We start from the raw sequence: 22,593 nt of genomic DNA, 5'->3' as shown, positions 1-22,593 counted from the left end.
TGGTGTGGGCCGGTCGGGGGACGGGGGCGGCGTGGCGGCTTCACGTCCCGGCGGATGGTGGATTCGCCTCCTCGCCGAGGATGTCGGTTTCACGTCCTCGGCGAGGACGGCGGGTTCACGTCCTCGCCGCCGACGACGACTTCATGACTTCTTCCACACGTGCGGTCCGCCCCGCCACTCGACGAGGTGCGGGTCGTCGAGCGCCATGTCGGCCTCGCCGAGCCCCGCGTGCCGCAGCAGCTCGGTCAGCTCGTGGTCGCTGTGTGCGACACCGACCTCCCGTCCGCGCACGGTGACCCGCCGTCCGCCGTCGGCGGCGGGCGGATGGACGACGATCGGTGACTGCCAGGCCATGGCACCAGAGTGCGCCGTGCGGAGGCGCGGCGCAGCGCGGTTCACGGCCAACGCGCGTCGGTTCGCGTCACCCCGCGCACCGGCCGGGCACGCGCGAACGGGCCGTTCCCATGCCCCAACAGGCCTCCCACGCCCGGATGTTGGCGTACTTTCAAGATCCCTGTCGTACTGTGGTGCCGACCGCACGGAGAATCGCACGGGGGAATGATCGTGGAACAGGCGTCCCGGGCTGCTGACGCGGCCTCCCCGAAGGTCGTGGTGGTCGTCCCCACGTACGACGAACGGGAGAATCTGCCCCGCCTCGTCGGGCTGCTCAAGGAGCTGGAGCTGCCGAACCTGCACGTTCTCGTGGTCGACGACAATTCGCCCGACGGCACCGGCGACGTCGCCGACGGGATAGCGGCGGAGTCGGCCGGAACGGTCACGGTCCTGCACCGCACCGAGAAGGACGGCCTCGGCCGTGCCTATGTGGCCGGCATGACCCGCGCCCTCGCCGACGGCGCCGACGTGGTCGTCCAGATGGACGCCGACCTCTCGCACCCCGCGCGGGCGCTCCCGCTCATGGTGCGCACCCTGCTCGCGGGCGGCGACGACCTGGCCGTCGTGCTGGGTTCGCGGTACGTGGCGGGCGGCGCGCTCGCCACCGAGTGGGCCTGGCACCGCAAGGCGCTGTCCGCCTGGGCGAACTTCTACGTCAACGCCGTCCTGCGGCTCGGCGTCAAGGACGCCACGGCGGGCTTCAAGGCGTGGCGGGCCACCGCGCTGGCAGCGATCGACCTGCCGTCGGTGCGGAGCAACGGCTACTCCTTCCAGGTCGAGACGAACTACCGGGCCATCCGCCGCGGTCTGCGCATCGTCGAGGTGCCGATCACCTTCGAGGAGCGGGCCAGCGGCGAGTCGAAGCTCAGCCTGCGGGTGCAGGCGGAGTCGGCGATCACCCCGTGGAAGCTGCGGTTCGGCCGCCGGGGCGCGGGGAGCTGACGGGCAGGCCTGACTCCCCGCGTCGAGGGGCGGGACCCGTCAGCCGCCGAGATCCGGGAACAGCGCACGGAACGGTTCCGCCGTCGCGGCGACGCCACGGCTGTAGGGCGCGTCGAAGTCCCAGATGAGGAAGAGCAGGAAGGCGAACAGGGCGGAGAAGAGTCCGGCGAGGACCAGTTCGCGTGGGGTACGGCGGATCTGCAGGGCGAAGAGCATGCCGATGGTGACCAGACCTCCGGTGATCAGGCCGAACCAGACCACCGCGGGCATGGTCGCGCCGACGCTGTCCGCGCGGGCACTGCGGGCGTCGTCCGCGGCCGCCACCGAGTCGACCAGCGGCTGATAGGCCTGCGCCTCGAAGTCCGACTTCGGCTCGTAGTCCGTCACGTCGTGCCGGATGCGGGCCAGCAGCTCCGCGCCGCGGTCGGTGAGTTCGTTCTTGGACCTCATGCTGTCCCACTCGGTGGTGACGACATGGCTGACATAAGTGTGGACATCGCCGCGGATACGGTCCCGGACCTCCTCGGGATAGATCCGCGCCCGCTCCGAGACCTCGTGCAGCGCCTGGGCCTCGAGGCGTACGTGTTCCTGGGCAGCACCGCGCGCCTCCCAGACTCCCGCGATGGCCAGACCGAGGACGATGGCGTACACGACACCGATCATCATCGTCATGTACTCGATGACGTCCGGGGTCTCGGACGCGTCGTAGTCCGCGCCGGTCCTGCGGTGGCGCAGCAGAGTCACGATGAGCACAACACCGCAAGCGGCCACCATCGCGAGGGTGAGAACAAGCCATTCCGACATGGAAACCTCCGACGGTCAGCGCGGGCGGAGCGCGGCGACGGCGAGCACCGCGGGCGCCGTGATGAGCAGGGTGAGCGAGACGAGGGACGGGCCGTGGCGGGGCGGCTGCTTGCGGGGCGGGGCCTGGTACTCCGGATATTTCACGGGCGCGGGGGGCTTCGGCTTCGGAGGGCGGGCGGAGGGCTTGGGCTTGGGTTTGGGTTCGGGCTTCGGGTCGGGTGCTGGGGCGGCGGACGGGGGTGGCGGGGGCGGCGGTGCCGCGGGCCGCGCGGAGGGCTCGGGCGGTGGTGCCGGAGCGGGCGGCGGGGGCGGCTCCGGGGCGGGCGGCTTCGGAGGCGGGGGCGGCGGCGCTGGCGGGGGAGGCGGTGGCGGCGGCGGTGGCTTCGGGGGGTGTGTGGGCCCGGCCCAGCAGTCGCCGTCGCCCGAGACGGCCACGTTGTCGCCGCCCGAAGCGCCACCGTTCTGATTGATCGACGCGTACCCGCAGTTGTCGGCGGAGGCGGAGCCGGCGGCCGTCGACGCGGCGAGCAGCAACGCCAGCGCGACGAGCGTCAACACGCGTGCGACTAGGGGCGACAAGGCTCGTGGAGTTCCGTGCACGACGGGGAGCATGAGCCGCGTACGCCCTCGGCACGCCCGCGAAGCCCATGAATGACCCGAAGGAAGGACCCGCCCCCGACAGGGGTTCGACCGCGGGCGTCCCCGGCTCCGCCGCTCCCCGGCGCACAAAGAATCTTGCGGCGGGGTTGAACGCGACGGCCGTCCCGGCCCGTACCTAGGGCCATGTGTGACGCAACCGGGCGCCACAACACCTGTGCTGACACTGGGAGTCAAGGATGCTGCATCCAAGTGGGGGTTCCCCCCGGGCCAGGCGGAACGCCTCGCTCGTAGCGACAGCCGCGGCCCTGCTGGCGCTGACGACGGCGTGCGGTCAGGAGAAGGGCGACCAGTCTCCGAACGGGCAGAACGTGGGCAACGAGGCACCCGCGAAGAGCGACGGCTACGGCGCGGGCGACGGTTACGGGGAGGACTCCGGCGCCGCCGACAAGGGCGCGGGCGCCAAGGCGAAGTCCGCGGGCCAACTCGCCGTGTGGGACAGCAAGAAGCTCGGCAAGGTCGTCACCGACAGCGCGGGCTTCACCCTCTACCGCTTCGACAAGGACACCGCCCAGCCGCCCAAGTCGAACTGCGACGCGGCCTGTCTGAAGGCGTGGCCCGTCGTCGCGGCCGACGGCTCCAAGGCCCCGCCGGGAGTCGACGCGTCCCTGCTCGGCGAGGTCACCGCCGCCGACGGCACCAAGCAGCTCACCATCGACGGCTGGCCGATGTACCGGTACGCGAAGGACACCCGGCCGGGCGACGCCAAGGGGCAGGGAGTCGGCGGCACTTGGTTCGCGGCCGCCCCCGACGGCAAGAAGGCCGCACCGGCGGCCGACACCGCCCCCGTCGATCCCGCGGGCCTGTCCACCCGCAAGGACCCGAGGCTCGGCGAGATCGTCGTCGACAAGAACGGCATGACCGTCTACCGCTTCACGAAGGACTCCGCCTGGCCGATGAAGTCGGCCTGCACCGGCGCCTGCCTCGACAAGTGGCCCGTCGTGGAGCCCGTGGACAAGAGCGCCACTCGAGGGATCCTCAAGAAAGGCTTTACCGTCTTCGACCGGCCCGACGGCAAGAAGCAGCAGACGATCGACTGCTGGCCGCTGTACACCTTCGCCGGCGACAAGAAGCCCGGGGACACCAACGGCCAAGGCGTGGGCGGCACTTGGTACGCCGCGAGCCCCTCGGGGAAAGCGGTGGGCGCTCCCTAGCGGCCCGCGCGGCAATCGGACAGACCGGCCCGTCCCCTCCCATATCACAGGGAGGGGGCGGGCCGGTCCTTCGTGTGGGATAAGGCACTTGCCAAAGGCAGTGACCGAGAACGGACGACCAATTTCCGGTTTGACTCGCTCCCTTGGCGGACGATCAGTAGCCTCACCCTCGAACACCGGATCGCCCGTTCCACCCCCTACGCCTTGGAGTCTTGATGGAGCGTCCCGCCTGGGCACCGCCGGGCATCGACATCTCGATGCCCAGCGTGTCCCGCATCTACGACTACTACCTGGGCGGTTCGCACAACTTCGAGGTGGACAGGGAGGCGGCCCGCGAGGCCATGGAGCACATGCCGGGCCTCCCGAAGATCATGCAGGCCAACCGCGCCTTCATGCGGCGCGCGGTGCGCCACGCCGTCGCCGAGGGCGTCACCCAGTTCCTCGACATCGGCTCCGGCATCCCGACGTTCGGCAACGTCCACGAGGTGGCGCAGGAGGCCAGCCCCGAGGCGCGCGTCGTGTACGTGGACCACGACCCGGTCGCCGTCGCGCACAGCCGCAGCGTGCTCGAAGGCACCGAGCGGACCGCGGCCCTCGCCGGCGACCTGCGCAAGCCCCGGGACATTCTGGGCAGTTCGGAGCTCTCCTCGGTCCTCGACCTGGACCGCCCGGTGGCGCTCCTCCTCGTCGCCGTCCTGCACTTCGTCGAGGACGCGTACGATCCTTGCGCGGCGGTCGCCGAGCTGCGGGACGCGACTGCGCCCGGCAGCCTCGTCATCCTCAGTCACGCCTCGTACGAAGGGATCCCCGTTCCCCCCGAGCAAGCCGGCCGGACGGTCGGTGTATACAAGAACATCCGCAATCCACTGATCATGCGCTCGCGCGACCAGATCGCGCGGTTCTTCGAGGGATACGACATGGTGGAACCCGGCCTGGTGCCGATGCCGCACTGGCGGCCCGACACCGCGCCCGAGGAGGAGGACCCGTACTCCTTCTCGGGATTCGCGGGCGTGGGACGGAAGCGTTGAGCGGCGAGCAGGACGGACCCGAGGGCAGACTCCGCAGGTTCGCCACCATCTGGAGCCGTGCGATCTTCCCCGTGACAGCCACCTCGCTGACCCGTCCCGAGTTCGAGCAGCAACTAGTGCCGCTGGCCAGGCGGTTGAACGACGCGCTCCAGGAGCGGGTCTTCGACGCGGCGAAGAGCCAGGCCGTCGGCGCCGCGCTCATCGGCACGCACTGCACCGACCCCGAGGCCCTCAGCCGCACCCTCGACTGCGTCGACGCCTATCTGGTCCTCTACTGCGGCGGCGAAGGACCCCAGGAAGCGCTGCGGGCCCGCTCCGCGCGCATCCAGCACGCCATGGCCGCGGGCTTCGCCCAGGCGCTGCGGGAACGCACCCTCGCCGAGCAGGAAGCGATCTCCCGCGCCGCCCTGAGCGCGCGCAGCGCCGTCGCCGAGGCCCTGCACGCCAGCGAGGCACGCTTCCGCGCCGTCTTCCACGGCGCCGCGATCGGCATCGGGATCGCGGACCTCGAAGGCCGGATCCTCGAGGTCAACGACGCGCTGATCCGCATGTTCGGCGGCCTGGAGCACCAGCTCCGGGGACGCAACGTGGGGGAGTGGACCCACCCCGACGACTCGCCGCACGTCTGGAAGCTGTACGAGGAGCTCGTGCGCGGCGAGCGCGAGCACTACCGCGTGGAGAAGGCCTTCTACCGCCCCGACGGCACGGTCCTGTGGACGAACCTGACCGTGTCGCTGCTGCGCGACGCGGACGGCGCCCCGCAGTACCAGCTGGCGCTGATGGAGGACACCACCGAGCGCCGCCTGCTCAACCTCCGCCTGCGGTACGAGGCGACGCACGACGCGCTCACCGGCCTGCCCAACCGCACCCTGTTCTTCGAGCGTCTGGAGAAGGCCCTCGCGGCGGGTGCGGACGCCCGCTTCGGGCTCTGCTACCTCGACCTGGACGGCTTCAAGACCGTCAACGACAGCCTCGGGCACGCGGCAGGCGACCGGCTGCTCGTCGAGGTCGCCGACCGGCTGCAGTCCTGCGCGACCGCTCCCGGCGAGATGGTGGCCAGGCTCGGCGGCGACGAGTTCGTGGCGCTCACCACGGGACCGGACACCGAGACCGAGGTGGACGAGCTCGCCGGACGCATCATGAACGCGCTCGCCGCACCCATCCGCGTCGACGGCCGCGAGCTGACCGTGCGCGGCAGCATCGGCATCGTGGAGGGCCCCGCGGGCGAGCGCGGCGCCGCGGAGGTCCTGCGCAGCGCCGACATCACGATGTACCGCGCCAAGTCCGCGGGCGGCAACCGCTACGAACTCGCCGACCCCGAGGCCGACGCGCGTGCCATCACCCGGCACGGCCTGACCACCGCGCTGCCCGCCGCCCTGGAGCGCGGCGAGTTCTTCATCGAGTACCAGCCGCTCGTGCACCTCGCCGACGGCAGCGTGCGCGGCGCCGAGGCGCTGGTGCGCTGGCTGCACCCGCAGCACGGCGTCATCGGCCCGGACCGCTTCATCCCGCTCGCCGAGCACACCGGCCTGATCGTGCCGCTCGGCCGCTGGGTCCTCGCGGAGTCCGTGCGCCAAGCCCGCCTGTGGGAGGCGCGCACCCTCGACGGGGCGGCCGCCGCCGGGCCACTGCGCGTCAACGTGAACCTCTCACCCATGCAGCTGACCCACCCCGGCCTGGTCTCCGACACGGTCGACATCCTGGAGCGCGAGGGCCTGGAGCCGGGCGCGCTCTGCCTGGAGGTCACCGAGTCCGCCCTGATAGGGGCCGACGACGACCTGCTCAAGCCGCTGCGCAGGCTCGCCGAGATGGGCGTGGACATCGCGCTCGACGACTTCGGCACGGGCTACTCCAACCTCGCCAACCTGCGCCGTCTGCCGGTGAGCGTGCTCAAGCTGGACCGCTCGTTCACCCAGGGCATGCAGCACTTCCCCGCCGACCCCGTCGACCTGAAGATCGTCGAGGGGATCGTCGCGCTCGCGCACAGCCTCGACCTCGCGGTCACCGTCGAGGGCGTCGAGACGGGCGCGCAGGCGGACCAGCTGCGGGAGCTCGGCTGCGACACGGCGCAGGGCTGGTACTACGCCCGCCCGGGCCCGCCCGACCGGCTGCACGAGCTGGCCCTCGCCGACGCGACGGGCTGACCCGTGATCCGCTGGACGTACGCCTTCATCGACCGGCCCCGCGACCGCTTCGCCCGGGCCTGCGCCTTCTGGACCGCGGTCACCGGCACGCGCCTGTCGGAACTCCGGGGCGCCGACGCCGAGTTCGCGACGCTGCTGCCGCGCGCCCCCGCCGACGCGTGCGTGAAGGCGCAGGCCGTGGCGGGGCCCGCCGGCGCACACCTCGACCTCGCGGTGGACGACGTCGCCGCGACGGCGCGGGAGGCCCGCGGCCTCGGCGCCGCCCCGGTGCACGCGGAGGAGGGCCTCGAAGTCCTGCGCTCGCCGGGCGGGCAGCTGTTCTGCGTCGTGCCCTGGGCGGGGGAGACGGCCCGACCGGCGCCGGTGGAGGTGCCCGGCGGCGCCACCAGCCGCCTGGACCAGGTGTGCCTGGACGTGACGCCGGAGGCGTACGAGAGGGAAGTCGCCTTCTGGGCGGCGTTCACCGGGTGGGAGTCCGTGGCGGGCAGCCGCTCCGAGTTCCATGTCGTGCAGTCGCCTCCGGACCTCCCGGTCCGGCTCCTGTTGCAGCGTCTCGGCCCGGACGGGCGCACCGGGGCCCACCTCGACCTGGCCTGTTCGGACCCGGACGCGGTGCGCGCCCGGCACGAGAGCCACGGGGCGGCCTTCGTGTCGCGTGGCGCGCACTGGCTCGTGATGCGGGACCCGGCGGGCGGCGCGTACTGCTTGACGGGCCGTGACCCGCTGACGGGCACACTGACGCCCCGGAAAGAGGCACGATAAGGCCCCCTCAGCGGGCCAGCAGCATCCGCTGGAGTTCCCGCGCCGCCCGCGGCGGTGCCACGTCGCTGCGGTGGGCGAGCGCGATCGTGCGGTGCAGGCTCGGGCTGGCCAGGGGCGTCATCCGCAGGTCGGGTCCGGAGCGCTCCGCGACCATGCGCGGGACGACCGCCACCCCGAGCCCGGCCCGCACGAAGCCGAGCACCGCGTCCATCTCGCCGCCCTCCACCGCGAACTCGGGCTCGAACCCCGCGGCGCGGCAGGCGGTGACGGTGAGCTCCCGCAGGTCGTAGCCGTGCCGGAACATCACGAGGCGCTCGCCCTGCAGATCCGCGATCCGGACCGCACCGCCGAGGCCCCGCCAGTCCGGCGATGACACCACGACCAGGTCCTCGCGGAGCAGCTCCACGGTCGTCAGGGCGGGTGACGGCGACGGCAGCGGCAGCACCACAAGGGCCAGGTCGAGGGCGCCGCGTGCCAGTTCGCGTACGAGATCGTGGGAGCCGCCCTCCTCGATGAGGAGCTGGATGCCGGGGTGGCGGTCGTGGAAGGCGCGGAGCACGTCCGGCAGCAGACCCGTGCACACGCTCGGCGTGGCACCGAGGCGGATGCGGCCGCGGCGCAGCTGCGCCAGCTCCTGCACCTCGATCCGGGCGGTGTCCGCGTCGGCGAGGATCCGGCGGGCCAGCGGCAGCAGCGCCTCGCCCGCGTCGGTGAGGGTGATGTTGCCCCGGGCCCGGCTGAAGAGCTCCGCGCCCAGCTCCTTCTCCAGCGCCCGGATCTGCTGCGAGAGCGACGGCTGCGAGACATGCACCGCCTCCGCGGCCCGCGTGAAGTGCCGGGTCTCGGCGACCGCGACGAAGTAGTGCAGCTGCTGGAATTGCATATCCGCAGGATACGGCGGTCGATAGGCAGAGGCTATGGAGATGAGCCGAACCATCTCTTGGACCGATGAGGACTTTCGGCCGTAGCGTCTCCGACATGGCTCTGGCAACGCGGACGGACAAACGACCGTCCATGACCCGCACGCTGTGGGACTCCACCATCGGCAAGAAGACGGTGATGGCGGTGAGCGGCCTGATCATGCTGCTCTACCTGTTCCTGCACATGATCGGGAACCTGAAGATCTTCTTCGGCCCGGCGGAGATCAACCACTACGCGCACTGGCTCCGCACGATCGGCGAGCCCTTCATGCACTACGAGTGGACGCTCTGGCTGCTCCGCGTGGTGCTCGTCGTCGCCGTCGTCGCGCACGCCACCGCCGCGTACCAGCTGAGCCGCCGCGACATCAGGGCGCGCCCCACCCAGTACGTGCACAAGAGGCGCGAGGCGAGCTTCGCGACCCGCACCATGCGCTGGGGCGGCATCATCCTCGCCCTTTTCATCGTCTGGCACATCCTCGACCTGACGACCGGCACCGTGCACCCGGGGAACTACCAGCACCTGCACCCGTACCAGAACATCATCGACACCTTCTCCACCTGGTACGGCAACGTCATCTACATCGTCGCCGTGGTCGCCGTCGGCTTCCACGTGCGGCACGGACTGTGGAGCGCCGCACAGACCCTGGGCGTGGGCACCGCGACCCGTGACCGCGTCCTGAAGCCCCTGGCCAACGGCCTCGCCGTGGTGCTGACCGTGGGCTTCGTCTCCGTACCCGTCGCCGTCATGACCGGACTGGTGAGCTGACCCATGAACCACTCCAGTGAGTACTCCGCGTACACGACGGGAGAGCCGCTCGTCGACACCAAGGCCCCCAGCGGGCCGATCGCCGAGCGCTGGGACACCCGCCGCTTCGAGGCGAAGCTGGTCAACCCGGCCAACCGCCGCAAGCAGACCGTGATCGTCGTCGGCACCGGCCTGGCCGGCGGCTCCGCCGGAGCCACTCTCGCCGAACAGGGCTACCACGTCGTCCAGTTCTGCTACCAGGACTCCCCGCGCCGCGCCCACTCGATCGCCGCACAGGGCGGCATCAACGCCGCGAAGAACTACCGCAACGACGGCGACTCCATCCACCGCCTCTTCTACGACACCGTCAAGGGCGGCGACTTCCGCGCCCGCGAGTCCAACGTGCACCGCCTCGCGCAGATCTCCGTCGAGATCATCGACCAGTGCGTCGCGCAGGGCGTGCCGTTCGCCCGTGAGTACGGCGGGCTCCTCGACACCCGCTCCTTCGGCGGCGTCCAGGTGTCCCGCACCTTCTACGCCCGCGGCCAGACGGGGCAGCAGCTGCTCCTCGGCGCCTACCAGGCGCTCAGCCGGCAGATCGCCGCGGGGAACGTGGAGATGCATCCGCGTACGGAAATGCTCGACGTCATCGTCGTCGACGGGCGGGCGCGCGGCATCGTCGCCCGCGACCTGATCACCGGGAAGATCGACACGTACTTCGCCGACGCCGTCGTCCTCGCATCCGGTGGCTACGGCAACGTCTTCTACCTGTCGACGAACGCCATGAACTCCAACGCCACCGCCGTCTGGCGGGCCCACCGGCGCGGCGCCTATTTCGCCAACCCCTGCTTCACCCAGATCCACCCCACCTGTATCCCGCGCACCGGCGACCACCAGTCCAAGCTCACGCTGATGAGCGAGTCGCTGCGCAACGACGGCCGCATCTGGGTGCCGAAGGCACGCGGCGACCAGCGGCCGCCGAACGAGATCCCCGAGGATGAGCGCGACTACTACCTGGAGCGCATCTACCCCTCCTTCGGCAACCTCGTGCCCCGCGACATCGCCTCCCGCGCGGCGAAGAACGTCTGCGACGAGGGGCGCGGCGTCGGGCCCGGCGGGCAGGGCGTCTACCTCGACTTCGCCGACGCCATCCGGCGCATGGGCAAGAAGAAGGTCGAGGAGAAGTACGGCAACCTCTTCGACATGTACGAGCGGATCACCGCGGAGAACCCGTACGAGGTGCCGATGCGGATCTACCCCGCCGTGCACTACACGATGGGCGGCCTGTGGGTCGACTACGACCTCCAGACCACCGTCCCCGGCCTCTTCGCGGTGGGCGAGGCCAACTTCTCCGACCACGGCGCCAACCGGCTCGGCGCGAGCGCCCTCATGCAGGGCCTCGCCGACGGCTACTTCGTCCTGCCGTCCACCATCAACGACTACCTCGCGCGCAACCCGCACAAGGACGAGGTGAGCGACGAGCACCCCGTGGTCCAGGAGGTACTCGCCGAGACCGAGGACCGGCTGAACCTCCTCCTCTCCGTCGACGGCGACCGCACCCCCGACTCCTTCCACCGCGAACTGGGCGAAGTCATGTGGGAGTTCTGCGGCATGGCCCGTACGGAGGCGGGGCTGCGCAAGGCCCTGGAGCGCATCCCGCAGATCCGTGAGGAGTTCTGGCGCCGCATCAAGGTGCCCGGCACCGGTGAGGAGTTCAACCAGTCCCTGGAGAAGGCCAACCGCATCGTCGACTACCTCGAACTCGCCGAGCTGATGTGCCTCGACGCCCTGCACCGCGCCGAGTCCTGCGGCGGCCACTTCCGCGAGGAGTCCCAGACGCCCGACGGCGAGGCCGCCCGCCGCGACGAGGAGTTCTCCTACGCCGCCGCCTGGGAGTTCACCGCCACCGGCGAGGCCCCCGTCCTTCACAAAGAAGACCTCGTCTTCGAGTACGTCCACCCCACTCAGCGGAGCTACGCATGAAGCTCACCCTGCGCGTCTGGCGCCAGAAGAACGCCGACGCCGACGGCGCGATGTCCACCTACGAGGTGGACGGCATCTCCTCGGACATGTCCTTCCTGGAGATGCTCGACACCCTCAACGAAGAGCTCATCGTCAAGGGCGAGGACCCCGTCGCCTTCGACCACGACTGCCGCGAGGGCATCTGCGGCGCCTGCTCGCTCGTCATCAACGGCGACGCGCACGGGCCCGAGCGCACCACCACCTGCCAGCTCCACATGCGGTCCTTCAAGGACGGCGACACGATCGACATCGAGCCGTGGCGCGCCGCCGCGTTCCCGGTCGTCAAGGACCTGGTGGTGGACCGCTCCGCCTTCGACCGCATCATTCAGTCCGGCGGCTACATCAGCGCCCCGACCGGCTCCGCGCCCGAGGCGCACGCGGCCCCGGTGCCGAAGCCGGACGCGGACTTCGCCTTCGAGCACGCCGAGTGCATCGGCTGTGGGGCGTGCGTCGCGGCCTGCCCCAACGGGTCGGCCATGCTCTTCACCTCGGCCAAGGTCAACCACCTCAACGTGCTTCCGCAGGGTGCGCCCGAGCGGGAGACCCGGGTCCTCGACATGGTCGCGCAGATGGACGCGGAGGGGTTCGGCGGCTGCACGCTGACCGGCGAGTGCGCGACCGCCTGCCCGAAGGGCATTCCGCTGCCGTCCATCGCCGCGATGAACAAGGAGTGGCTGCGGGCCACCCGGAAGGTGAGCCGGTAGCTCCGGCGGTGGGGCCGGGTGGGATCCGCGGGTCCGATGTGGCCGGTCGCGCAGTTCCCCGCGCCCCTGAGGGGCGCGTACCTTGCGCCCCATGTATCCCGGAGCGTACGACCCCGCGAGGACGGCCGTCGTCAGCGCCGACGGCACACGGACCCTCACCTATGGACAACTCGAAGAACGCTCCCTGCGGCTCGCGGACCATCTGCGGGCCGCGGGTCTGCGCCGGGGCGACCACCTCGCCCTGCTCTGCGACAACGACCCGCGCGCCATGGAGGTCTACTGGGCAGCCATGCGCTCCGGGCTCTATCTCACCGCCGTCAACCATCACTTGACGGCGGAGGAGGCCGCCTACATCGTGCGTGACTGCGGGGCGGGCGCGCTGATCGTCGCCGGATTGCTCGCCGAACTGGGCGCGCGGGTAACGGAGTTGGCGGGCGGGCCGCAGCTCGTGCTCGGGCTCGACGACGGGTCGTACGACAAGGCGCTGGAGGCCGCTTCCGCCGTGCCGCCCGAGCGGCAGCCGCTCGGCACCGACATGCTCTACTCCTCCGGCACCACAGGACGGCCGAAGGGCATCGAGCCGGCCCTCCCCGAAGGGGACGTGCGGGACGGGCCCACGACGTACACCGTCGTCTTCCAGGCGATGTACGGCTTCGGCGAGGACACCGTCTACCTCTGCCCCGCGCCGATCTACCACGCGGCACCCCTGCGCTTCTGCGGTGTGGTGACCGCACTCGGCGGCACCGTCGTCCTGATGGAGTCCTTCGACGCCGAGGCGGCCCTCGCGGCCGTGCAGCGGCACCGGGTGACGCACAGTCAGTGGGTGCCGACCATGTTCGTGCGCATGCTGAAGCTCCCCGCCGAGGTGCGCGAGCGGTACGACCTGTCGTCGATGAAGGTCGCCATCCACGCCGCCGCGCCCTGCCCCATCGAGGTCAAACGGCGGATGATGGAGTGGTGGGGGCCCGTCCTGTACGAGTACTACTCGTCGACGGAGGGCAACGGCATCACCTTCATCTCCCCGCAGGAGTGGCTGCGCAAGCCCGGATCCGTCGGCCGGGACGGGTTCCTCGGAACCCTGCGGATCTGCGACGAGGAGGGGCGCGTCCTGCCACCCGGCGAGACCGGGACGGTCTACTTCGAGCGCGACGAACCGTCCTTCCGCTACCACAAGGACGAGACCCGCACCCGCGAGGCCCAGCACCCCGAGCACCCGAACTGGACGACCACCGGCGACATCGGCCACGTCGATGAGGACGGCTACCTCTTCCTCACCGACCGCAAGGCCTTCATGATCATCTCGGGTGGTGTGAACGTCTACCCGCAGGAGGCCGAGGACGTCCTCGTGCTGCACCCGGCCGTCGCCGACGTCGCGGTCGTCGGGGTGCCCGACCCGGAGATGGGCGAGGCGGTCAAGGCGGTCGTCCAGGTCGAGCCGGGCGTCGAGCCCGGACCCGGGCTGGAGCGCGAACTCATCGCCTTCGCCCGGGACCGCCTCGCGCACTACAAGGCTCCCCGCAGCGTCGACTTCACCGCGTCCCTGCCGCGCACACCCACGGGCAAGCTGGCGAAGTCGCGGCTGCGCGACGCTTATCGGAACGGGTGACGCGTGTCGGAACGGGTGATGGGCCGGGCCCGCGCCGCCGGTGCCGTGCCGCCGGTCATCCGCCCGGCGTGCCCAGCGCACGGGCCAGGTACGGCGCCGTGCGACTGTTCTCCGCGCGGGAGACCTCCGCCGGGGTGCCCGTCGCCACGATCCGGCCGCCCCGGTCGCCGCCGCCCGGGCCCAGGTCGATCACGTGGTCCGCGACCGCCACCATCGCCATGTCGTGCTCGACGACGACCACGGAGTTGCCCGCGTCGACCAGCTCGTGCAGGCGGTGCGTGAGGAGTTCGGCGTCGGCCGGGTGCAGGCCCGTCGTGGGCTCGTCCAGGAGGTAGAGCGTGTGGCCCCGCCGGACGCGCTGCAACTCGCCCGCCAGCTTGATGCGTTGGGCCTCGCCGCCGGACAGTTCCGTGGCCGGCTGGCCGAGCCGCAGGTAGCCGAGGCCGACGTCGAGGAGCGTGCGCAGGCTGCGTACGACGGGCGGGGTGTCGGCGAAGAACTCCGCTGCGGACTCCACGGTCAGGTCGAGGACCTCCGCGATGTTCCTGCCCCGATACGTCACTTCGAGCGTCTCGGGGTTGTACCGGGCGCCCGCGCAGTCGGGGCACGGCGCGTACGTGCTCGGCAGGAAGAGCAGCTCGACGCTGACGAACCCCTCGCCCTGGCAGGTTTCGCACCGCCCGCCCGCCACGTTGAAGGAGAACCGGCCCACGCCGTAACCGCGCTCCTTCGCCGCCTCCGTGGCCGCGAAGACCTTGCGGACGACGTCGAAGAGACCGGTGTAGGTGGCGAGGTTGGAGCGTGGGGTGCGCCCGATCGGCTTCTGGTCGACGCGGACCAGCCTGCCGACGCCCGGCAGTTCCTCGGTGATCTCGCCGACGAGCGTGGACTTGCCCGAGCCCGACACGCCGGTGACCGCCGTGAACGCGCCGAGCGGGATCTCCGCCGTCACCTCGCGCAGGTTGTGCCGGGTGACCGGGCCGACCTTCAACCAGCCCTGCGGAGCGCGCACTTCGCGTACGGGGACGGGTGACTCGTCGAAGAGGAAGCGGGCCGTCGCCGACTCCCGGACGCCCGCGAGCTCCGCCACCGGGCCGCTGTGCAGGATCCGCCCGCCGTGCTCGCCCGCCTGCGGGCCGACGTCGACGAGCCAGTCCGCGTGCCGCATGACATCGAGGTGGTGCTCGACGACGAAGACGGAGTTGCCGGCCTCCTTGAGCCGGTCGAGGACCGTCAACAGGGCCTCCGTGTCCGCCGGATGGAGTCCCGCCGACGGCTCGTCCAGGACGTACACCACACCGAAGAGCCCCGAGCGCAGCTGGGTCGCGAGGCGCAGGCGCTGCAGTTCGCCCGCCGACAGGGTGGGCGCGGCGCGGTCCGGGCTGAGGTAGCCGAGGCCGAGCTCGGTGACGGTCGCGATGCGGGCCAGCAGGTCATCGGTCAGGACGCGCGCCGTCTCCGACGAGCCGGCCGCGCCCGCGAGGACGTCGGCGAGCTCGGAGAGCGGCAGCGCGGCGAGCTCGGCGATCGTACGGCCCGCGAACGTCACCGCCATCGCCTCCGGCCGCAGCCTGCTCCCGCCGCACGCCGGGCACGGCGCGCTCGCCAGGAACCGCTCGGCCCTGGCGCGCAGCGTCTGGCTCTTGGAGTCCGCGAAGGTCTTCAGGACATAGCGCCGGGCGCTCATGTAGGTGCCCTGGTAGGGGCGGTGGATCCGGCCGGCCTCCCGCACCGGGTGGACCGTCACGACCGGCTGCTCGTCCGTGAACAGGATCCAGTCGCGGTCCTCCTGCGGCAGCTCGCGCCAGGGACGGTCCACGTCGTGGCCGAGGGCGTCGAGGACGTCCCGCAGGTTCTTGCCCTGCCAGGCGCCGGGCCAGGCGGCGATGGCGCCCTCGCGGATGGACAGCGAGGGGTCGGGGACCAGCAGCTCCTCGGTGGTCCTGTGGACGCGGCCCAGGCCGTGGCACTCGGGGCACGCGCCGGCCGTGGTGTTGGGCGAGAAGGCGTCCGAGTCGAGCCGCTCGGCGCCCTCCGGGTAGCGGCCCGCGCGCGAGAAGAGCATCCGCAGGGAGTTGGAGAGCGTGGTGACCGTGCCGACGGAGGAGCGGGAGGTCGGCGCCGAGCGGCGCTGCTGGAGCGAGACGGCCGGCGGCAGCCCGGTGATTTCGCCGACCTTCGGGGCGCCCACCTGGTGGATCAGCCGCCTGGCGTACGGCGCGACGGACTCGAAGTAGCGCCGCTGGGCCTCGGCGTAGATCGTGCCGAACGCGAGCGAGGACTTCCCCGAACCCGAGACGCCTGTGAAGACCGCGAGGACGTCGCGCGGGATGTCCACGTCGACGCCCTGGAGGTTGTGCTCCCGGGCACCCCGGACGCGTACGAACGGATCGTGGGGGCTGTGCATGGTGGGACTCCGTACGCGGCTCGGGGGCAAACCCCACAATTCTAGGCCTCGGGTGGCCGCGCGAGCCGGTAGGGGTGAATAGGGGTGTCGCAATAGGGGTCGGAATTGTGGTAAGGCGGCTTCGGCAGCCGATCCGGGCGCCTTCTGGAAAGGCGCGGGGAAACGCATTCCGAGGATATTGCGCAGCCGTTCCTTCACGCGGCGCCCCAGGAATTCCACGGGTCACCCCGCGACGGATTCACCAGTCCCGGCGGACCGCCCGCAGTGCGCGCGCCGCAGTCACGTCCGCGCATCCCGCGAGCCCCAGCGCGTCCCGGAACTCGTCCGACAGGAGTTCGAGGACCCGCCGCGCTCCGTCCTCACCGCCCACCGCGAGACCCCAGAGCGGCGGGCGCCCCACCAGCACGCCGGACGCGCCGAGAGCCAGCGCCCTGAGCACGTCCGTACCGCTGCGGATGCCGCTGTCCAGCAGGACCTCGCACCGGCCGGCCAGCGCCGCCACCACGTCCGGCAGCGCGTCGACGCTCGGCACCGCGCCGTCCAGCTGGCGGCCACCGTGGTTCGACACCACCACGGCGTCGACCCCGCACTCGGCGGCCCTCACCGCGTCCTCGGCCGCGAGGACACCCTTCAGGACCAGCGGCAGCCGGGTCCGCTCCCGCAGCGCCACCACCGACGACCACGTCAGCGCCGACGAGAACGCCGCCCCGGTGTGCGCGGCCAGCGCGGAGGCCGCGCCGGAAGGAGGCCGGTGGGCCGCGGAGGGCCCCGCCGCGAGGTGGGCGGCGCGCACGTGGTCCGGCAGCGCGAACCGGTTGCGCACGTCGCGCAGCCTGCGGCCCATCCACGGCACGTCGACCGTCAGCACGATCGCCTCCGCGCCGGCGTCCTCGGCCCGCCGGACCAGGTCGAGGGAGCGCCCCGGCTCCCGCAGCCAGTACAGCTGGAACCAGACGGCACCGCCGACCGCGGTGAGCCGCTCGACCGGGACGCTGCTGAGGGTGCTCGCGGTGAACGGCACCCCGACCGCCTTCGCCGCCCGGGCGGCGGCCAGTTCTCCCTCGGGGTGCACGAGCCGCTGGTAGGCGACCGGCGCGACCGCGAGCGGCAGCCGGGCCGGCCGCCCGAGCAGGGTGGCCTCCGTCGTGCACCGCGACACGTCCCGGAGGACGCGCGGCACGACGAAGACCCGGTCGAGGGCGGCGCGGTTGGCGTCGAGTGTCACCTCCGCGCCACTGCCCCCGCCCACGAAGTCCCGGACGGCGGCGGGCAGGACCACGTCGGCGGCGCGTTCCACGTCGGCCAGACAGTGGAGACCGTCGGCCGAGGCCGTGGTCGGGGCCGTGGCCGACGTCGGGGGATTCGCCTCAGCGCTGGTCGAAGCCACGCTGCTTCGTCCGCTCCAGCTCCACCGCTTCGTAGAGCGCCTTGATGTTCGCGCTGCCGAAGGTCGCCGCTCCCTGGCGTTCGATGACCTCGAAGAACAGGGTCTTCCGCGGGTGGGTCGACGCCGTGAAGATCTGGAAGAGCCGCCCGTCGTGGTCCTCGTCGGCGAGCACGTGCGTCGAGCGCAGGTCGGCCAGCCGCTGCTCGCCCAGCTCGACGCGCCGGCCCAGCAGGTCGTAGTACGACGACGGGGTGCGCAGGAACGTCACGCCGCGCTCCGACAGGGCCCGCACCGAACCCACCGCGTCCCGCGAGGAGAACGCCAGGTGCTGGACGCCCGCGCCCCCGTGCCCCTTGAGGAACTCGTCGATCTGGCCGGTGGCGGCCGACGTGTCGGGCTCGATGAGGGTCAGGGTCACGGTCCCCGAGCGGCTCTGCACGACCTTCGACTCCATGGCCTGCGTGCCCACGACGATGTGCTCCTCGAAGACGAACCGGAAGCCGAGGGCGTCGCGGTAGTAGGCGACCATCGCGTCGAGGTCGCCCGCGGGCAGGCACACCGCGACGTGGTCGAGCTCCAGCAGGCCGACCGCGTCGGACCGTTCACCGCCCGGCGCCTCCACAGGGACGTGGCCGACGGGCAGCCCGGGTCCTTCCCCGGGGGCGCGCCGGACGAGCGTGTGGACCAGGTCACCGAAGCCGCGGAGCGCCGCGGTGGTGCCGGGCCCGGCCTCGGTCCGCGGCGTCGGGTGCCGGTGGGCCCGGGCGCCGCGCGCGAGCGCCGCGTGGAAGGCCGCTTCCGGGTCGGCGGTGCGGAGCGCGATGTCCGCGACGCCGTCGCCGTGGGCCAGCACGTACGCGGACGCGGGGTGCAGCTCGGAGGTCGCCTGGGTCAGGACGAGCGTGATCTCTCCTTGGCGCACGGTGATGCCGCGGTGCTCCGCGGAGGCGCTGGTGCCGATCACGGTGAAGGCGTACCGGTCGGTCCAGTGGGCCACCGCCGCGTCCAGGTCCTCGACGTACATCTCCACATAGTCGATGGAGAGATCCGCGAGCGGATCCGCTGATTCTGCTGATTCCGGTGATTCCGATAATTCCCTCATGAGTGTCTCCAGATCCGGAGAGAAATGAGCTCCTGGGACTCTACGAGCCCGGTCGCGAATCTGGCTACGGCCGATATGGACGCCGGACTTCGCCGTCCAGCGAGGCGACTTCGCGGGGCCGCGCATAAAACTCGCGGCCCCTTATCCTTCAGCCTTCGGTTTATGGTCGATGGCCTTTTGGACGGGTGATGACTTGTGATGCGCACCATGGCCGTCATCGGGACGGGCCTGATCGGTACCTCCGTCGCGCTGGCCGTGAGCCGGCGGGGCGTGACGGTGTACCTGTCCGACCGTGACCCCGCCGCGGCCCGGACGGCCGCCGCGCTCGGCGCCGGACTCGCGAGGACGTCGGCCGAACCGGTGGACCTGGCCGTGCTCGCCGTGCCCCCCAGCCAAGTGGGCGCCGTGCTCGCCGAGGCACAGGAGCGCCGCCTCGCCGACAGCTACACCGACGTGGCGTCCGTGAAGGCCGAGCCGGAGCGGGCCGCGCTGAGCCACGCCCCCGACCCGGACCGCTACGTCGGCGGCCACCCCTTGGCGGGCCGGGAGCGCTCGGGCCCGCTCGCCGCCCGCGCCGACCTGTTCCGGGGCCGCAACTGGGTGCTGACCCCGTCCCCGCTCACCTCGGACGAGACCTTCGACCGGGCCCTGGAACTGGTCGCCCTGTGCGGTGCCGCCCCGGTCGTGATGGGCAGCAAGGAACACGACGCCGCCGTCGCCGTGACCTCCCACGTACCCCACCTCATGGCCAGCCTGATGGCCGCACGGCTGTGCGAGGGCCCGGCCGACCTGCCCCGACTCGCCGGGCAGGGCCTGCGCGACGCCACCCGGATCGCGGGCGGCGACTCACGGCTCTGGGGCGACATCCTCCAGGCCAACGCCCCGGCGATCGCCGGCGTCCTCAGGGACCTGCACAGGGACCTCTCCCGCCTCGTGCCGGCACTGGACGCGCTCGCCACACCCGGCGGGCGGGAGCGGGACGTCGGCATGCGGACCCTGGTGGACCTGCTCGACCGGGGCATCTCCGGCCTCGCGGAGATCCCGGACGCCCGGTCCGGCGCCTCGCCCGAGGACCCGCGCGTACGGGTCGCCGTCTCGGACCGCCCCGGCGAGCTGGCGCGGCTCCTCGCCGCCGTGGCGGACCTCGGCATCGCCGCGGACGACGCGCGGGTCGAGGACGCCCGAGCCGACGACGCCCGGGTCGAGGAAGCCCGAGCCGACGACGCCCGGGTCGAGGACGCCCGGGCCGGGGCTGACGCGGACGGCGGAGGGTTCGCCGTACGCTTCACCGTCCCGCCGCGCACCGCGGACCGGCTCGTGGCCGTGCTCGGCGCCGGGGGATGGGATGCCGTTGTCGTACGGGACATGACCGTCCCGGCGGGCCCGTCGGGACGTCGCCCCGCGTGACCGCCGCCCGGCGTGTTGAAGCGTGTCCGCGCCTGTCCAAGTGTGCGAATCGGCCGGTTGGACGCGGTGGTGAACCGTCGGGAACCGTGTGACTCTGAGCGACGGATGACACTTTCCCGACAACTTCCGGACGCCTGGGGGAAATCGATGCCGGACCTGACGGCCGACGGCTCCGCACACTCCGCCGCGAACCGAGCGGCGTTCGACCGCAGGGGACTGCGCCAGGGCGCACCGGGAAACCCCGGGCCGCCCGAGACCACCGTGAAGATCCTCGGCCGCGTCTGGGCGGCGCCCCTGGTCGTCGGGCCGCTCTCCGCCCCGGCCCGCCCCGGCGGCGAGCTCGCCGTGGTCCGCGCCGCGGGCGCCGCCCAACTCCCCGCCGTGGTCGGCGCCTTCGCCGAACGCACCTTCAGCGAACTCTCCTCGGCCACCGACGTCCCGCCGTGGCTGCGCACCTACGCCTTCCGGGACCGCGACACCGGCCGCCGGCTCGCCGCGCGGGCCGAGGACGCCGGATTCGGAGCGGTGCTCCTCGCGCTGGGCAGCCACGACGACATCCGCCTCAGGAGGGTCGCCGCCCCCGCCAACCTCACGGGGCCTACACCGTCGAACGACGTCCGCACCCTGCTCGACACGCACGCCGACTGGGCCGACGTGGCGGATCTGCGCGCGGCCACCGCGCTGCCGCTCCTTGTCGCGGGCGTACGCACCGCGTCCGACGCGGTCCGCGCCGTGGACAGCGGCGCCGACGGCATCGTGGTCACCTCCCTCGACGCGCTTCCCACGATCGCGGAGACCGTGGCGGGCCGCTGCCCGGTCCTGCTGAGCGGCGGGATCCGCCGCGGCGCGGACATCCTCGTGTCGCTCGCGGCCGGTGCCGACGCGGTGTTCGCCGGGCGTCCCGTCCTCGACGGGCTGCGGGCCGGCGGGCGCGCGGGTGTGGCGGAGGCGCTGGACGGCCTCGTCCGGGAGCTGGGCGGCGCGATGACGTTCACCGGCACCGCCACCGTCGCGGACATCGGCCCGGGCCTGGTCCGCACCGGGCCGCCCGCCGCGGACACGGCACCGCCCGTGGCCGCGCGGCCGCTGCGGAAGGCCGATCTGCACGCCAGCGTGTCCGCCCCGGTCCTGGACACGATGACCTTCCTCAACGAGATCACCACCCGCTACCCGGAGGCGATCTCCTTCGCGCCGGGGCGCCCCCACGACGGCTTCTTCGACACCGAACAGATCTTCAGCCACCTCCGCCGGTACCTGAACCACCTCGAGGAGCAAGGGTTCTCACCGCAGCAGGTGCGCACCGCCATGTACCAGTACGGGCCCACCGCGGGCCAGATCCGCGAGATCGTCGCCGACTCGCTGCGCGCCGACGAGAACATCGACGTCCCGGCCGAGTCGATCGTGGTGACCGTCGGCGCGCAGGAGGCCATGCTCCTCGTCCTGCGCGCCCTGATCACCGGCCCCGACGACGTGCTCCTGGTCTCCAGCCCCTGTTACGTGGGCATCACCGGAGCGGCCCGTCTCCTGGACATCGCCGTCACCCCCGTCGAGGAACACGAGGACGGCGTCTCCTGCGCCGACCTGGAAGCGGCGATCAGGAACGAGCGGGCCCGCGGGCGCCGCCCCCGCGCCTTCTACGTCGTCCCCGACCACTCCAACCCGTCGGGCACCACGATGGGACCGCGCACGCGGGCCGAACTCCTCGAACTCGCCGCCCGGCACGGCATCCTCATCCTGGAGGACAGCCCCTACCGCCTGGTCAGTCCCGGCCCGCCGCTGCCGACGCTGAAGTCCCAGGACCGTGCGCACACGGTCGTCCACCTGGGCTCCTTCTCCAAGACCGTGTTCCCCGGCGCCCGCGTCGGCTTCGTCGTCGCCGACCAGCCCGTCGTCGACGAGTCCGGGCACACCGGCCTGCTCGCGGACGAACTCTCGAAGATCAAGAGCATGGTGACGGTCAACACCTCATCGCTCAGCCAGGCCGCCGTGGCGGGCACGCTCCTCGCGGCGGGCGGCCGGGTCTCGGAGCTGAACGCGGCGGCGGCCACGTATTACGGCGACGCCATGCGGGCCACGCTCAGGGAACTCGACGTACACCTGCCCCAAGAGCGGCGGGAGGCCCTCGGTGTGCGGTGGAACGAACCCACCGGCGGGTTCTTCCTCACCCTGCGGGTGCCCTTCCGCGCGGACAACGCCGCGCTGATCCGCTCGGCACAGGACTTCGGCGTCATCTGGACGCCGATGACGTACTTCCATCCCGGCGGCGGAGGCCTGCACGGCATCCGCCTGTCGACCAGCTATCTGACGCCCGCCCAGATCCGGGAGGGCACCGCGCGACTCGTGCGGTTCATCGAGGCGGAGAGCGCGCGAGCCACGACCTGACACAAGGAAGGACAGGACAGTGACCGG

General features: G+C 72.1%; 18 protein-coding genes. 11 read left to right on the top strand and 7 right to left on the bottom strand.

The features are described 5' to 3' along the window. Nucleotides 1-141 precede the first annotated feature (141 nt). Nucleotides 142-354, bottom strand: a complete 213-nt coding sequence (locus ACH4D5_RS05120; RefSeq protein WP_398298746.1) for a hypothetical protein — start codon at nucleotides 352-354, stop codon at nucleotides 142-144. 204 nt (nucleotides 355-558) lie between these two features. On the opposite strand from ACH4D5_RS05120, the gene ACH4D5_RS05115 reads away from it, so the two are divergent. After that, complete coding sequence (locus ACH4D5_RS05115; protein ID WP_398298744.1) at nucleotides 559-1,335, top strand: polyprenol monophosphomannose synthase; 777 nt, start codon at nucleotides 559-561, stop codon at nucleotides 1,333-1,335. A 39-nt stretch (nucleotides 1,336-1,374) separates the two neighbouring features. Here ACH4D5_RS05115 and ACH4D5_RS05110 read toward each other — a convergent pair whose 3' ends face one another. After that, nucleotides 1,375-2,139 carry a hypothetical protein gene (locus ACH4D5_RS05110; RefSeq protein ID WP_398298742.1) on the bottom strand — a complete coding sequence of 255 codons (765 nt, stop codon included), beginning with the start codon at nucleotides 2,137-2,139 and terminating at the stop codon, nucleotides 1,375-1,377. Between the two features lie 15 nt (nucleotides 2,140-2,154). Next, nucleotides 2,155-2,697 (bottom strand): hypothetical protein, encoded by a 543-nt coding sequence (locus tag ACH4D5_RS05105; protein ID WP_398298740.1) that lies wholly within the window; start codon nucleotides 2,695-2,697, stop codon nucleotides 2,155-2,157. Nucleotides 2,698-2,975: 278 nt separating this feature from the next. Between ACH4D5_RS05105 and ACH4D5_RS05100 the strand changes: the two genes are divergently transcribed. The 4 genes from ACH4D5_RS05100 (at nucleotide 2,976) to ACH4D5_RS05085 (ending at nucleotide 7,884) form a co-directional block, all read left to right on the top strand. Continuing rightward, nucleotides 2,976-3,950: an SCO0930 family lipoprotein gene (locus ACH4D5_RS05100; protein WP_398298738.1), complete on the top strand. Its 975-nt coding sequence runs from the start codon at nucleotides 2,976-2,978 to the stop codon at nucleotides 3,948-3,950. 215 nt (nucleotides 3,951-4,165) lie between these two features. Beyond that, on the top strand, nucleotides 4,166-4,978 hold the full coding sequence (locus tag ACH4D5_RS05095; protein ID WP_398298737.1) for an SAM-dependent methyltransferase: 813 nt from the start codon (nucleotides 4,166-4,168) through the stop codon (nucleotides 4,976-4,978). Further along, a complete protein-coding gene (locus ACH4D5_RS05090; RefSeq protein WP_398298735.1) occupies nucleotides 4,975-7,122 on the top strand; it encodes a putative bifunctional diguanylate cyclase/phosphodiesterase in 2,148 nt (715 codons plus the stop codon). Before ACH4D5_RS05095 ends, ACH4D5_RS05090 begins: the two co-directional genes overlap by 4 nt. A gap of 3 nt (nucleotides 7,123-7,125) precedes the next feature. Further along, nucleotides 7,126-7,884: a VOC family protein gene (locus tag ACH4D5_RS05085; RefSeq protein ID WP_398298733.1), complete on the top strand. Its 759-nt coding sequence runs from the start codon at nucleotides 7,126-7,128 to the stop codon at nucleotides 7,882-7,884. 7 nt (nucleotides 7,885-7,891) lie between these two features. Here ACH4D5_RS05085 and ACH4D5_RS05080 read toward each other — a convergent pair whose 3' ends face one another. Next, nucleotides 7,892-8,767: a LysR family transcriptional regulator gene (locus ACH4D5_RS05080; protein ID WP_398298731.1), complete on the bottom strand. Its 876-nt coding sequence runs from the start codon at nucleotides 8,765-8,767 to the stop codon at nucleotides 7,892-7,894. A 95-nt stretch (nucleotides 8,768-8,862) separates the two neighbouring features. On the opposite strand from ACH4D5_RS05080, the gene ACH4D5_RS05075 reads away from it, so the two are divergent. From ACH4D5_RS05075 to ACH4D5_RS05060, 4 genes are all read left to right on the top strand, one after another. Then, nucleotides 8,863-9,570 (top strand): succinate dehydrogenase, encoded by a 708-nt coding sequence (locus ACH4D5_RS05075; protein WP_398298729.1) that lies wholly within the window; start codon nucleotides 8,863-8,865, stop codon nucleotides 9,568-9,570. A 3-nt stretch (nucleotides 9,571-9,573) separates the two neighbouring features. Then, complete coding sequence (locus ACH4D5_RS05070; RefSeq protein WP_398298727.1) at nucleotides 9,574-11,532, top strand: fumarate reductase/succinate dehydrogenase flavoprotein subunit; 1,959 nt, start codon at nucleotides 9,574-9,576, stop codon at nucleotides 11,530-11,532. Beyond that, on the top strand, nucleotides 11,529-12,275 hold the full coding sequence (locus ACH4D5_RS05065; RefSeq protein ID WP_398298725.1) for a succinate dehydrogenase/fumarate reductase iron-sulfur subunit: 747 nt from the start codon (nucleotides 11,529-11,531) through the stop codon (nucleotides 12,273-12,275). The genes ACH4D5_RS05070 and ACH4D5_RS05065 overlap by 4 nt, the downstream gene beginning before the upstream one ends. 91 nt (nucleotides 12,276-12,366) lie before the next feature. Next, nucleotides 12,367-13,881, top strand: a complete 1,515-nt coding sequence (locus ACH4D5_RS05060) for an acyl-CoA synthetase (protein WP_398298724.1) — start codon at nucleotides 12,367-12,369, stop codon at nucleotides 13,879-13,881. Nucleotides 13,882-13,936: 55 nt separating this feature from the next. On the opposite strand, the gene ACH4D5_RS05055 is transcribed toward ACH4D5_RS05060, so the two are convergent. The 3 genes from ACH4D5_RS05055 to hppD all read right to left on the bottom strand — a co-directional run bounded on the left by ACH4D5_RS05055 (nucleotide 13,937) and on the right by hppD (nucleotide 18,777). Beyond that, nucleotides 13,937-16,288: an ATP-binding cassette domain-containing protein gene (locus ACH4D5_RS05055; RefSeq protein ID WP_398298722.1), complete on the bottom strand. Its 2,352-nt coding sequence runs from the start codon at nucleotides 16,286-16,288 to the stop codon at nucleotides 13,937-13,939. A gap of 238 nt (nucleotides 16,289-16,526) precedes the next feature. Continuing rightward, nucleotides 16,527-17,594, bottom strand: coding sequence for an alpha-hydroxy acid oxidase (locus ACH4D5_RS05050; RefSeq protein WP_398299948.1), 1,068 nt, complete (start codon nucleotides 17,592-17,594; stop codon nucleotides 16,527-16,529). Nucleotides 17,595-17,655: 61 nt separating this feature from the next. Next, on the bottom strand, nucleotides 17,656-18,777 hold the full coding sequence (hppD, locus tag ACH4D5_RS05045) for a 4-hydroxyphenylpyruvate dioxygenase (RefSeq protein WP_398298720.1): 1,122 nt from the start codon (nucleotides 18,775-18,777) through the stop codon (nucleotides 17,656-17,658). A 207-nt stretch (nucleotides 18,778-18,984) separates the two neighbouring features. Between hppD and ACH4D5_RS05040 the strand changes: the two genes are divergently transcribed. Together ACH4D5_RS05040 and ACH4D5_RS05035 are read left to right on the top strand one after the other, a co-directional pair. Further along, nucleotides 18,985-20,184: a prephenate dehydrogenase gene (locus tag ACH4D5_RS05040; RefSeq protein ID WP_398298718.1), complete on the top strand. Its 1,200-nt coding sequence runs from the start codon at nucleotides 18,985-18,987 to the stop codon at nucleotides 20,182-20,184. A gap of 105 nt (nucleotides 20,185-20,289) precedes the next feature. Further along, on the top strand, nucleotides 20,290-22,566 hold the full coding sequence (locus ACH4D5_RS05035; RefSeq protein WP_398298716.1) for an aminotransferase class I/II-fold pyridoxal phosphate-dependent enzyme: 2,277 nt from the start codon (nucleotides 20,290-20,292) through the stop codon (nucleotides 22,564-22,566). Nucleotides 22,567-22,593: the final 27 nt, after the last annotated feature.

Origin of the sequence: Streptomyces sp. NPDC018029 (assembly GCF_044327655.1) — a bacterium.
Taxonomy (GTDB): Bacteria; Actinomycetota; Actinomycetes; order Streptomycetales; family Streptomycetaceae; genus Streptomyces.
The sequence above is the reverse complement of the archived record's forward strand: the minus strand, read 5'-3'. Positions and strand labels throughout refer to the sequence as shown.

What these genes read in the sequence shown, in the direction of transcription:
- hppD (WP_398298720.1), bottom strand. Translation starts at nt 18,777, where the DNA reads ATGAGGGAATTATCGGAATCACCGGAATCAGCAGAATCAGCGGATCCG.
- ACH4D5_RS05055 (WP_398298722.1), bottom strand. Translation starts at nt 16,288, where the DNA reads ATGCACAGCCCCCACGATCCGTTCGTACGCGTCCGGGGTGCCCGGGAG.
- ACH4D5_RS05080 (WP_398298731.1), bottom strand. Translation starts at nt 8,767, where the DNA reads ATGCAATTCCAGCAGCTGCACTACTTCGTCGCGGTCGCCGAGACCCGG.
- ACH4D5_RS05070 (WP_398298727.1), top strand. Translation starts at nt 9,574, where the DNA reads ATGAACCACTCCAGTGAGTACTCCGCGTACACGACGGGAGAGCCGCTC.
- ACH4D5_RS05115 (WP_398298744.1), top strand. Translation starts at nt 559, where the DNA reads ATGATCGTGGAACAGGCGTCCCGGGCTGCTGACGCGGCCTCCCCGAAG.
- ACH4D5_RS05120 (WP_398298746.1), bottom strand. Translation starts at nt 354, where the DNA reads ATGGCCTGGCAGTCACCGATCGTCGTCCATCCGCCCGCCGCCGACGGC.
- ACH4D5_RS05100 (WP_398298738.1), top strand. Translation starts at nt 2,976, where the DNA reads ATGCTGCATCCAAGTGGGGGTTCCCCCCGGGCCAGGCGGAACGCCTCG.
- ACH4D5_RS05040 (WP_398298718.1), top strand. Translation starts at nt 18,985, where the DNA reads ATGGCCGTCATCGGGACGGGCCTGATCGGTACCTCCGTCGCGCTGGCC.
- ACH4D5_RS05110 (WP_398298742.1), bottom strand. Translation starts at nt 2,139, where the DNA reads ATGTCGGAATGGCTTGTTCTCACCCTCGCGATGGTGGCCGCTTGCGGT.
- ACH4D5_RS05060 (WP_398298724.1), top strand. Translation starts at nt 12,367, where the DNA reads ATGTATCCCGGAGCGTACGACCCCGCGAGGACGGCCGTCGTCAGCGCC.
- ACH4D5_RS05065 (WP_398298725.1), top strand. Translation starts at nt 11,529, where the DNA reads ATGAAGCTCACCCTGCGCGTCTGGCGCCAGAAGAACGCCGACGCCGAC.
- ACH4D5_RS05035 (WP_398298716.1), top strand. Translation starts at nt 20,290, where the DNA reads ATGACACTTTCCCGACAACTTCCGGACGCCTGGGGGAAATCGATGCCG.
- ACH4D5_RS05075 (WP_398298729.1), top strand. Translation starts at nt 8,863, where the DNA reads ATGGCTCTGGCAACGCGGACGGACAAACGACCGTCCATGACCCGCACG.
- ACH4D5_RS05095 (WP_398298737.1), top strand. Translation starts at nt 4,166, where the DNA reads ATGGAGCGTCCCGCCTGGGCACCGCCGGGCATCGACATCTCGATGCCC.